8 protein-coding genes are annotated in these 12230 nt (G+C 65.3%); all 8 read right to left on the minus strand.

Translation table 11 applies throughout. The features are described 5' to 3' along the window. Positions 1–56: 56 nt before the first annotated feature. The 8 genes from ASC87_RS27635 to ASC87_RS27670 all read right to left on the minus strand — a co-directional run bounded on the left by ASC87_RS27635 (position 57) and on the right by ASC87_RS27670 (position 12229). Complete coding sequence (locus tag ASC87_RS27635) at positions 57–746, minus strand: response regulator (RefSeq protein WP_056670734.1); 690 nt, start codon at positions 744–746, stop codon at positions 57–59. Next, positions 743–3460, minus strand: a complete 2718-nt coding sequence (locus ASC87_RS27640) for a DUF4118 domain-containing protein (protein WP_056670737.1) — start codon at positions 3458–3460, stop codon at positions 743–745. The genes ASC87_RS27635 and ASC87_RS27640 overlap by 4 nt, the downstream gene beginning before the upstream one ends. Before the next feature lie 196 nt (positions 3461–3656). After that, complete coding sequence (gene kdpC / locus ASC87_RS27645; RefSeq protein ID WP_056670740.1) at positions 3657–4235, minus strand: potassium-transporting ATPase subunit KdpC; 579 nt, start codon at positions 4233–4235, stop codon at positions 3657–3659. Positions 4236–4249: 14 nt separating this feature from the next. Beyond that, positions 4250–6367 (minus strand): potassium-transporting ATPase subunit KdpB, encoded by a 2118-nt coding sequence (gene kdpB, locus ASC87_RS27650; protein WP_056670743.1) that lies wholly within the window; start codon positions 6365–6367, stop codon positions 4250–4252. Between the two features lie 10 nt (positions 6368–6377). Continuing rightward, positions 6378–8168, minus strand: coding sequence for a potassium-transporting ATPase subunit KdpA (gene kdpA, locus ASC87_RS27655; protein WP_056670746.1), 1791 nt, complete (start codon positions 8166–8168; stop codon positions 6378–6380). Beyond that, on the minus strand, positions 8165–8257 hold the full coding sequence (gene kdpF / locus ASC87_RS27660) for a K(+)-transporting ATPase subunit F (RefSeq protein ID WP_056670749.1): 93 nt from the start codon (positions 8255–8257) through the stop codon (positions 8165–8167). Before kdpF ends, kdpA begins: the two co-directional genes overlap by 4 nt. Before the next feature lie 696 nt (positions 8258–8953). Further along, complete coding sequence (locus tag ASC87_RS27665) at positions 8954–10828, minus strand: potassium transporter Kup (RefSeq protein WP_056670751.1); 1875 nt, start codon at positions 10826–10828, stop codon at positions 8954–8956. Positions 10829–10876: 48 nt separating this feature from the next. Beyond that, on the minus strand, positions 10877–12229 hold the full coding sequence (locus ASC87_RS27670) for a nitrate/sulfonate/bicarbonate ABC transporter ATP-binding protein (RefSeq protein WP_056670754.1): 1353 nt from the start codon (positions 12227–12229) through the stop codon (positions 10877–10879). Position 12230: the final 1 nt, after the last annotated feature.

The following is a 12230-nucleotide window of genomic DNA, read 5'->3' on the forward strand; positions in this document are numbered from 1 at the left end:
ACTCGCAACGCCTTCCACTCGGGTCATCTCCCGGGAGTGCGGGCCAGGCGCCGGAATCACGAGATCACGAATCGGTACCCGATACCTGTCTCGGTCAGCAAATGCCGAGGCTGCGCCGGGTCCAGTTCGATCTTCTTTCGCAGCTGCCCCATGTAGACCCGCAGGTAGTGGGTGTCCTCCGCATGGTTCGGTCCCCACACGGCCTGAAGCAGTTGCTTGTGGGTGAGCACGCAATCCGGGTGGGCCGCGAGGTGGGTCAGCAAGCGGTACTCGATGGGTGTCACATGGAGACCCTGCCCGGCCTTCGTGATCGTGCGGCGTGCGAGATCCATCTTCACGTCACCGAACTCGACGACCGCCCCGCGGGCCACCGTGGCGCGCCGGCGCAGGTGGGCCCGCACCCGTGCGAGCAGTTCGCCAACGCCAAACGGCTTGATGAGGTAGTCATCCGCGCCCGCGTTCAACGCCTCGACCTTGTCGGCTTCATCCGTTCTCGCCGAAAGCACCAGCACGGGGATGTCGGACCACGTTCGCAGCTGCCGGATCAGGTCCACGCCTTCTCCATCGGGCAGGCCCAGATCGAGCACGACCATGTCCGGGCGGCGGGTGCTCGCCTCGATGAGACCGCGCTCGACGCTACCCGCCTCGAACACCTCGAAATTCTCGCGTGTCAGTGTCAAACACACGAAGCGGCGAATCTCGGTCTCGTCTTCAACGACCAGGATGCGCTGCATCGATTCGCTCATGACGGTTCTCCAATGGGCCCGTCGGCCTCGGGCATGTCCAGGCGCGGTGGTTCGCCGCGCGGAATGTCGATGATAAAACGTGCTCCGCCACCCGATCGGGTCTCGCCCCGGATCGTGCCGCCGTGCGCTTCGACGATCGCACGACAGATGGCCAGGCCGAGGCCCACGCCCGGGGTCGCACTTTCCTTCCTGCCGCGTTCGAACATCTCGAAGATGACCTCTTCCCGCTGGGCAGGCAGACCCGGCCCCTGGTCGTCGAGAACGATCCGGATGCGGTCACCCGCAACGGCTGCCCCGACATCGATCGAGGTACCCGGCGGCGTGTACTTGGCCGCGTTCTCCAGCAGATTGCAGAGCACGCGTTCGAACAGCGCGGGATCGACGTGGACCAAGGGAAGATCGTTCGGCAACCTGACCCTCACGCGGCCCGGGTCCAGCGTGCTTTGCATGGCACGGATGGCGCCGCCCAGGGCCTCTTCGAGAGGCAGCCATTGAAGGCGCAGCTGCACCTGGCCCGATTGCAGCCGGGCCATGTCCAGCAAGTTGGACACCTGCGAACTCATCCGGAATGCAGCCTCCCGCATGGCCTGCGCGATCTCCGCGGGACGCCCGCTCCCGCCTCCAGCGGTCATTGCCAGGGTATCGGCCATGCTGACGAGCGCGGCCAGAGGTGTGCGAAGGTCGTGCGAGATCGCGGCAAGCAACGAATGCCGCAATCGTTCCGACTCCATCTGCACGATGGTGGACTGAGCCACATCGACATAGTGGATGCGCTCGATCGAGATCGCGAGGAGAGAAGCGCACGTTTCCAGCAACTGCCGCTGCTCGGGACCCGCAAGCCGCGCCGGATCGCGGGGGCCGATCACGAGCACGCCGCGCATCCGCATCGGCGCCTTCAGGGGCAGGTACAGCACGGGTGACGCAGGCAGCGTGTTGGTGCCGTGCCCGGCAGCCTCGGCATGGTCGAACGCCCACTGGGCCACGCCGGCCTCGATGCCGTCGGGAAGATCCGCCACCGGAACGGGCGATGTCACGCGGTCGTCGGGCCCCGCCACCATCAAGGCCACACGGGCGCCGAACTCCGATTTCAGGAATCGCGCCGCGATTTCGGCGATCTGCTGCGGCATCAATGCGCCAGACAGGTCTCGCGACATCTCATAGAGCGCGCGAACGCGTTCCTCGCGAGACGTCGCGACGCTGGCCTGGAACTTCAGGCCGGCGGTCAGTTGCCCGATCACGAGCGCGACCACCAGCATGACCGCGAAGGTCAACAGGTACTGGGCGTCACCGACACTGAACGTGAACCGGGGCGGCACGTAGAAAAAGTCGAATGCCCCCACGCTGAGGAACGCCGCGAGCACCGCCGGGCCGCGGCCGAACCGCACGGCGACGAACACCACCGCGAGCAGGAAGAGCATCACGATGTTCGTCAGTTCGAGCATCGAGTGCAGCGGCGCGGTGAACAGTGCCGCGCCGCCGCAGACGGCTGCGCTCCATGCGTAGGGCAACCACGGCGACTTCGGTTGCGGCCCCGGTGAGGCGGAGGCGGCATCGACTGGCCTCTGGCTTCGTTCGCGCGCCGGCAAGGCGATCTGGATGACGTCCAGGTCGACCCCCATCGCGCCAACGGCTTCGGCTAGCGTGGATCGCCAAGGGGGGACGCGGCGTTGGGTATCCCGCCCAAGGACGATCCGCGAAAGGTTGTGCTCGTGGGCGTACTTGACCACGGCCGCCGGCAGCGAACTGCCGGCCATGGTCGCGGTGTCGGCGCCCGACTCCTGGGCCAGCTTCAGCATGCGGAACACGTACTGCCGCGAGGCCTCCTGCAGCCGTTGCAGGCGCGGGGTCTCGACGTAGATGCAATGCCAGGGAACGTCGAGCTGTGCCGCCATGCGCGCCGTGGCGCGCACCAGCTTCTCGGTGCGGTCATCCGGACCGATGCACAGGAGGAGTGCCTCCCGGGTCTGCCAAACGGGCGCCACCGACCGGGAGCGCCGGTAGTCCAGCATCTCGTCGTCGACACGGTCTGCGGTGCGGCGCAGGGCAAGCTCTCTCAGCGCGATCAGGTTGCCCTTGCGAAAGAAGTTCCGCACGGCCGTCGCTGCCTGCTGCGGCATGTAGACCTTGCCTTCCTTCAGCCGCTGCAGCAAGTCGTCCGGCGGCAGGTCGACGATGACCACCTCATCGGCTTCGTCGAACACCCGGTCAGGCACGGTCTCCCACACCTTGATGCCGGTGATGCCGCTCACCACATCGTTGAGCGTTTCCAGGTGCTGGACGTTGACCGTGGACCAGACGTCGATGCCAGCATCGAGCAGCTCTTCCACGTCCTGCCAACGCTTGGGATGCCGGGACCCTGCGACGTTGGAGTGCGCCAGTTCGTCCATCAGGATCAACTGCGGCGCCCGTTGCAGGGCGCCATCGAGATCGAACTCGGTTAGCGTCCGCTCGCGGTACGCCACCTGCCTGGGGGGAAGAATCTCGAGCCCGTCCACCAGGGCCTGCGTTTCGGCGCGGCCGTGCGTCTCCACGACCCCGACGACCACGCCGACGCCTTGAGCGCGGGCGGCCCGGGCGGCCGACAGCATCGCGAAGGTCTTCCCCACCCCGGCGGATGCACCGAAGAAGATCTTGAACTTGCCCCTGCGGGCCTGCACCTCCTCTTCCTTGATGCGGGCCAGCAATTGATCGGGGTCCGGGCGCTGATGGGTCATGGGATGCGCGGCAGCGGCAGGGGACGCGGCCCGTTGGGATGGCAGGAGTTCATTTTCTGCTTCTGAGGATACGCGAGGCCTTGCGAGTGGCCCCGGAGGTCCCGATAAGCCACCAGGCACAGACCAGCGGCACGATGGCCGCCGCCAGTGCCAGCAAGATGCCCTGCCAGTCGCAGACCTGCAAGGGCGTCATGGATCAGGCCGGCCGCTGCCGGTCGAGTTCGATGTTCAGCATGAGCACATTGACCCGCGGCTCTCCGAGCACGCCGAGGAACCTGCCTTCCGTGTGACGTGCAATCGCCTCCTTGACCTGGCCGGGAGACAGCTTTCGGACCCGCGCCACACGTTCGGCCTGGTACGCCGCGGCCGCCACGCTGATGTGCGGGTCGAGCCCGCTGCCCGACGCGGTGACGAGGTCCACCGGTACCGGCCGGCCGTTCGTGGGGTCGGCCGCCTTCAAGGCCTCGACGCGGGACTTCACGGCATCGGTGAGTGCCGGGTTCAGGGGACCCTGGTTCGAGCCGCCCGAGCCCGCCGCGTTGTAGGGCATCGGGCCCGTGGCGGACGGACGGCCCCAGAAGTACTTGGGGTCGGTGAAGTTCTGGCCGATCAGCGTGGAGCCGACGACCTTGCCGTCCACCTTGATCAGGCTGCCTGCCGCCTGGTCGGGGAACACGATGGAGGCAGCGCCCGTGACCAGCGCAGGATAGGCCAGCCCGGTCACGACCGACATCAGCACGAACAGTGTCACAGCGGGACGAATGAGGTTCTTCATGTTCTTTCTCCAGATCAGGCCAGGTGGGCCAGGCTCAACAGCATGTCGATCGCCTTGATGCCGATGAACGGAACGACCAGCCCGCCCAGGCCATAGATGAGCATGTTCTTGCGCAGCAGCAGCGCCGCCCCGAGTGGCCTGTACGGCACGCCCTTCAGCGCGAGCGGAATCAGGAAGACGATGATCAGGGCGTTGAAGATCACGGCCGAGAGGATGGCCGACGACGGACTCGCCAGCTGCATGACGTTCAGCGCCTGGAGTTGCGGGTAGGTGGTGATGAACGCCGCAGGCACGATCGCGAAGTACTTGGCCACGTCGTTGGCGATGCTGAAGGTCGTCAGCGCGCCACGCGTCATCAGCATCTGCTTGCCGGTCTCCACCACTTCGATCAGCTTCGTCGGGTTGCTGTCGAGGTCGACCATGTTGCCGGCTTCCTTGGCCGCCTGCGTGCCCGAATTCATCGCCACGGCCACGTCGGCCTGGGCCAGCGCCGGCGCGTCGTTGGTGCCGTCACCCGTCATGGCCACCAGCTTGCCTTCCGCCTGGTACTGGCGGATGAGCGCGAGCTTCTGCTCGGGCGTGGCTTCGGCGAGGAAGTCGTCCACGCCCGCCTCGGCGGCGATGGCCGCGGCGGTCAGCCGGTTGTCACCCGTCACCATCACGGTCTTGATGCCCATGCGGCGGAGTTCGGCAAACCGCTCCTTGATGCCCCCCTTGACGATGTCCTTCAGTTCGATCACGCCCAGCGCCTTCACGCCGTCGGACACCACCAGGGGGGTGCTGCCGCGCCGCGACACGTCATCCACCACCGCGGCCAGGGCGGCGGGGAATGCGCCCCCCAGGCTCTCCACGTGTTTGCGGATGGCCGCTGCGGCCCCCTTGCGGACCTGGCGCATCTTCGCCGGATGCGTGTCGCTGCCCACCACCTGCCGCTCCTGGATGACCAGCGGCAGATCGACGCCGCTCATGCGCGTCTGGGCCGAGAAGTGCACGAACTGGGCACCGAGGGCGTTCACGTCGCGCTCGCGCAGGTTGAACTTCTGCTTGGCCAGGATCACGATGCTGCGGCCCTCCGGCGTCTCGTCCGCCAGGGAGGCGAGCTGGGCGGCGTCGGCGAGCTCGGCTTCCTTGACACCCGGCGCCGGCAGAAAGGCCGCGGCGTGGCGATTGCCGAGCGTGATGGTGCCGGTCTTGTCCAGCAACAACACGTCCACGTCACCCGCGGCTTCCACGGCACGGCCCGACGTCGCGATCACGTTGGCCTGCATCATGCGGCTCATGCCCGCCACGCCGATGGCCGACAGCAGGCCCGCAATCGTCGTGGGAATCAGGCAGACCAGCAGCGCGATCAGCACGGTCACGCTCACCGGTTGCCCCGACTTCGTGGCGTCCACGCTGAACAACGAGTAGGGCAACAGCGTCACGGTCACGACCAGGAACACGATGGTCAGGGCGACCAGCAGGATGGTCAGCGCGATCTCGTTGGGTGTCTTCTGGCGCTTGGCGCCTTCGACCATCGCGATCATGCGGTCGACGAAGGTCTCGCCAGGATTGGCCGTGACACGCACGACGATCCAGTCCGAGAGCACCTTCGTGCCGCCCGTGACGGCCGAGAAGTCGCCTCCGGACTCACGGATGACCGGCGCGGACTCCCCCGTGATGGCGCTTTCATCGACCGAAGCAACGCCTTCGATCACTTCGCCATCCGCCGGGATCACATCGCCGGCCAGCACCATGACCACGTGGCCCTTCTTCAGCTCGCTGGACTCGATCGGGTGCCACTTGGCACCGAACTTGGGCCCTTCCATCAACTTGGCCCAGGTCTGCTTCTTGAGGCTGCGCAGCGAGGCCGCCTGGGCCTTGCTGCGCCCCTCCGCGAGCGCTTCGGCAAAGTTGGCGAACAGCACGGTGAACCACAGCCACAAGGCCACGGCCATGATGAAGCCGGCCGGGGCCTCGCCTTTCCCGATGAACGCCTGCACGCACAGCAGCGTCGTGATGATGCTGCCGATGTAGACGACAAACATCACCGGGTTGCGCCACTGCACACGCGGGCTGAGTTTCCTGAATGAATCGGCGATCGCCGGCTTGACGAGCTCGGGATCGAACAGGGTGAATGTCTTGCGAGTCATGTTGTTTCGCTCATTTCCACAGCATCAGGTGCTCGGCGACCGGCCCGAGGGCGAGTGACGGCACGTAGTTCAGCAGACCGACCAGGAGCACGGTGCCGATCAGCAGCGTGACAAACAGCACGCCGTGCGTCGGCATCGTGCCGTCGGTGACGGCCAGGCGCTTCTTCGCAGCCAGCGATCCGGCAATGGCCAGCACCGGCACGATCACGCCGAAGCGGCCGAACCACATCGCGATCGCCAGCATCACGTTGTAGAAGGGGGTGTTGGCCGACAGGCCGCCGAAGGCACTGCCGTTGTTGTTCGCGGCCGAGGTGAAGGCGTAGAGGATCTCGGTGAACCCATGGGTTCCCGGGTTCGCCACGCCAGCGCGCCCGGCGTCTGCCATGACCGCCACGGCGGTGCCGAGCAGGACCAGCAGCGGCGTCACCAGGATGGCCATCGACGCCATCTTCATCTCGTGCGCTTCGATCTTCTTGCCCAGGTACTCTGGCGTGCGCCCGATCATCAGGCCGGCGATGAACACCGCCAGGATGGCGAACACCAGCATGCCGTACAGACCGGTTCCCGTGCCACCGAAGATCACCTCGCCGAGCTGCATGTTGACAAGGGGCACCATCCCGCCCAGCGGCGTGAACGAATCGTGCATGCCGTTGACCGCCCCGCAGGAGGCCGCCGTGGTGATGGTGGCGAACAGCGCGGACTCGGCAATGCCGAAGCGGGTCTCCTTGCCCTCCATGTTGCCGCCGGCCTGGACAGACGTCACCGACTGGTCGACACCGAGCGCGGCAAACTGCGGGTTGCCCTGGGCCTCGAAGGCCGTGGTGGCCACCACGCTGGCAATGAACATCACACCCATCGCCGTGAGGATCGTCCACCCTTGCCGGGAATCGCCAACCATGCGGCCGAACACGAAGCACAGGGCCGCGGGGATCAGGAAGATGGCCAGCATCTGGATGAAGTTGGACAGTGGCGTCGGGTTCTCGTACGGATGCGCGGAGTTCGCGTTGAAGAACCCGCCCCCATTCGTGCCCAGCATCTTGATGGCCAACTGGGATGACGCCGGCCCCATCGCGAGGGTCTGGGTGGACGTGACCTGGTCCTCGAGCACCGGCTCGCCTGCGGCATTCTTCAGGGGCTGCCCATCCTGATCCAGCTTCGGCGTCTGGTACTTCACCGGCTCCAGCGTGGTCACGGATTGATAGCTGTCGAAGTTCTGGATGCCCCCCTGTTGCACCTGCACCAGGGCCAGCAGGAACGACAACGGCAGCAGGACCCACAGGGTGATGCGCGTCAGGTCGACCCAGGCGTTGCCGATCGTCTTGACGCTGTGGCGTGCGATGCCGCGGATCAGCGCGATGACAACCACGATGCCGGTCGCGGACGACAGGAAGTTCTGGACCGTGAGGCCGAGCATCTGGGTGAGGTAGCTCATGGTGGATTCGCCGCCATAGCCCTGCCAGTCGGTGTTCGTCACGAAGCTGATCGCCGTGTTGAACGACGAGTCCGGCGTCACGTTGCCCATGCCTTGGGGATTGAGCGGCAGCCAGAGCTGCAAGCGCTGCAATGCATAGATGGCCAGCACACCGAGCCCGTTGAAGATGAGGAGGGCCAGCGCATACTGCAACCAGCCCATCTCGGCTTCGGGTTTGATGCCGCACAGGCGGTAGAGAACGTTCTCGATGCGCGCCACCGCCTTGAAGCGGCCTTCCATCACGTGGGCGATGTAGCGCCCCAAGGGCAGCGAGAGCAGCAGCAGCGCGACGCTGAACGCGGCCAGCAAGGCCCAGGCATGGGCGCTCACGAGAATTTCTCCGGTTGCAGAAGTGCTGCCACCAGGTACACCAGCAGCGCGGCGGACACGAAGCCGCCCAGGATGACCATCCCGCTCATGTCTTGCTTCCTTCCAGCTTGGCGCAACCCACGGCGAAGCCGACCATCACGAGCCAGACTGCCACCGCGAGTGCAAGGTAAAAAGCGTCCATCGTTCGCCCTCCAATACAGAAGGCTTCATCGTAGGAAGGAGCGCATCAAGATCGTGACAATTTGCGGGCGCCGGCCATAAAGAAAGCATCAAGACGCACGGCGCCGGCACGGCGAGACCTTCGCCATCCCGGCGCGTTCGCGGTCGGAAAACACATGGCCTTCCAATGTCACTTCGAGGTGAGGGAGGACGTTCTACGCTGTCGAGAGAAGCGTTGAGGCGGAGCGATCAGGCCAGATGTGACCGGAACCTCGCCGCGCCCGGACGCAGTGGGTCCCGGCGTTCGCCCACTGCTGTCCGGGGAAATTCAACCCGAATGGCTGCGTTGCCAGCAGGCATCGAAGGTACAGCCGATTCACCGATGGGTCGACTCGATCGCAGCGTTGTCATCCCGGTGAAAACCGGGACCCACTGGCAGCGGGACCAAACGTTCGACGCTGTCGAGAGAAGCGTTGAGGCGGGGGGTATCAGGCCAGATGTGACCGGAACGTCGCCTCGCCTGGACGCAGTGGGTCCCGGCGTCCGCCGGGATGACCCGAGATCTTCCCCGGACATCAGTGGGCGAGCACCGTGCCCTCAAGACCCCCGGAGCCGGGTGAAAAGCCTCATATCTGCACACGCGTCCCCAACTCGACCACGCCGTTGTGCGGGAGTCGCAGGAAATCCCCCACGCTGCCGGCATTGCGCGCCATCGTGGCAAACATGGCCTCGCGCCAGAAGGCCATGCCTGCGCCGCGTGTCGGGATCACGATCTCCCGGCTCAGGAAATATGAGAGGGCGGACTGGTCGATGGCGAGCCCTTCGCGCATGCAAAGGCGCAGTGCACGCGGGACGTCGGGCTCGTCCTTGAAGCCGAAGTTCACTTGCACCCTCCAGAATCCCTCGACCAGAGGTTCCACTTGCAGGCGCTCCTCCTCGGGCACCCACGGCACCTCCTGGAAGCGCACGGTGAGAATCACGTTCTGCTCGTGCAGCACCTGGTAGTGCTTGAGGTTGTGCAGCAGCGCCTGCGGCACCGTATCAGGATTGCCCACTGCATAGACCGCGGTCCTCGGGGTGCGGCGCACATGCTCGTCGTCCACCAGTTGCCTGATGAAAGGCAACAGCTCCGGGTCGTCGCGCCGGATGTGCTCGATCAGCAATTCGCGGCCACGCCGCCAGGTCGCCATCACCGCGAAGATGACGCTGCCGAGGACGATGGGAAACCACCCGCCCTGCCAGAACTTGAGCGCGCACGAAATCACGAGCACGGCATCGACCAGCAGGAACGCGCCGGTCGCCGCCCAGGCGAGTGACAGCGGATACCCCCAGGCATGCCGAACGACAAAGAACGTGAGCAAGGTGGTGATGAACATCGTGACCGTGACCGCGATGCCATACGCAGACGCAAGCGCGGAAGAGCTTCCGAAACCCACCATCGCAAGCAGCACCGCCACCATCACCACCCAGTTGACGAGGGGAACATAGATTTGCCCGACCTCCTTGTCCGAGGTGTGCAGCACTCGCATGCGTGGCAGCAGCCCCAGCTGGATCGCCTGCTTGGTCAGTGAGTAGGCACCGGAGATCGTGGCTTGGGATGCAATCACCGAGGCCAAGGTCGCAAGCACGACCGCGGGAATCAGCCAGGCCGGCGGGAAGAGCCGGAAGAATGGGTTTTCGAGCGCGGTGGCATCGCTCATGAGCAGAGCGCCCTGCCCCATGTAGTTGAGCGCCAGCGCCGGGAGCACGAAGGTGCTCCAGGCCAGGCGGATGGGTTTCTTGCCGAAATGCCCCATGTCCGCATACAGCGCCTCGGCGCCCGTCAATGCCAGGACGATCGACCCCATGACGAGAAACAGGTGCCACCCGCGCGCCTGCATGAATTCAATGGCCCGCAACGGATTGAGGGCCGCCAGGATGGCCGGGTACTGGACGATCTGCACCACGCCGGTGATGGCGAGGACAGCGAACCACACGACGACGATGGGGCCAAACAGCTTGCCGACGATCGCGGTGCCGTAGCGCTGCCCGAGAAACAGCCCGATGATCACAGCCGTCGAGATGGGCAGCACATACGGTTTGAGCGCAGGCGTGATCGTTTCCAACCCCTCCATGGCACTCAGAACGGAAATCGCCGGCGTGATCACGGCATCGCCGTAGAAGAGCGCCGCACCGAGGACGCCAATCAGAAGGAGAATCGTGTGACGCTTGGGCGTGCTCCCTGCCGCCTTGGCCGCGAGCGCGGTCAGCGCCATGATGCCGCCTTCGCCTCGGTTGTCGGCACGCAGGATCAGCACCACGTACTTGAGCGTCACCACCACCATCAAAGCCCACAGGATCGTCGAAACCGCACCCACGATGTTCGCGGCATCGAGGGCGAGCGAATGGGCCGGGTTGAAGACCTCCTTCATGGTGTACAGAGGGCTCGTGCCGATGTCACCGTAGACGACCCCCAGCGCGCTCAGCGTGAGAACTCCTAGACCCTGTCGAGTTGGCTGCATTCTCTGCTTTCCATGGTTGTGGGGGCCGTGGCTGTAGTTGTGGTTGGGCTAGATGTGAGTGTCTTCGACCGGATCCCCGTCTTCCGGCACGAACACCATGCCGGTCTTGGCGTTGTAGTCCATCAAGCCCGCGTAGCGGCCCCAGGCGATCATCGTCTCGAAGATCTTCTCCGGGTTGTCATACGGCAAGGCGCTGCCGATGTCCTTGATCACGCGCTCGGCCTCGACTTCTTCGTACTCCTTGAGCAGCGCGATGATGATGTGGAACAGCCGGAGCTTGAAGACCTGTTCCTCGAAGATCGCGCGCTTTCCGAGGCGGTCGGCAGCGACAAACTTCCGCCCGAGCTCCGTGAAGCGCACTTCCTGCCGGGGCGTATCGATCAGCTCGAGGATCTCGGCGGCCTTGAGGATGGTGATGGTCTCGCCAAACTCCTTTCCGATCTCATCGGAAATGTCATAGATGTTGGACAGGTCCGGCGAGTCGCTGAGAATGCTCATCAGCCCCAGGATCTGCCCCACGGGCACCAGTGGAATCGATTCCATGCGCGTGCGGGCGCGCGAGACGGGCTCGCCCTTCACGGGCGTCTCCGGCGGCAGGTCGGGCAGCGTCATCGTGGTGATGCATTCGTGGATCACGCTGACCAATCGCTGGAACTCGGGGTCCTTGCTGTCGCGCGGATAGGGCAGCTTGTTCTCGAGCACGAGGCCGATGCGCCCCGGGCGCGGAAACACCACCACGATGCGCGTGGCCATCTCCACCGCCTCTTCGATGTTGTGCGTGACCATGAAGACCGAGCTCAGATCGCCGCCCGGGTCGCGCCACAGGCTGATCAGCTCCTGCCGGAGGTTCTCCGCCGTCAGCACGTCCAGCGCGCTGAAAGCCTCGTCGAGGCACAGCAGCTTGGGCTGGGAAACCAGCGCACGCGCAATGCCCACCCGCTGCCTCATGCCGCCCGACAGTTCGCGCGGGAAGGCCGAGTGGTAGTTGCCCAGCCCGATCAGCTCGATCGCCCGGTCGACGGCCGCGTCGCGCTCGGTGCGGCTGATCTTTCTCGACATCAGGCCCACCGCCACGTTCTGCTCGACCGTGAGCCACGGATAGAGCGCGAAAGTCTGGAAGACCACCGAAGCATCGGGATTCACGCCGTTGAGCGACTTGCCGTTGGCCAGCGCCCTGCCCGATGTGGGCACGATCAGGCCCGTGAGGCAACGCAGGATGGTCGACTTGCCCGAACCGGACTGCCCCAGCAGCGCAAGGAACTCGCCTTCGCTGACGGCCAGGTCGATGTTGTCGAGCACCTTGAGTTCGTGGTTTCCCGCGGTCATGAAGGTCTTGGTGACGGCGCAGAGCTGGGCCACCGGCACGGCCGGCTCCCGCAATGAAGGCGTGGGCGTGTTCATG

The sequence above is a fragment of the Rhizobacter sp. Root1221 genome, assembly GCF_001425785.1.
GTDB lineage: Bacteria > Pseudomonadota > Gammaproteobacteria > Burkholderiales > Burkholderiaceae_C > Rhizobacter.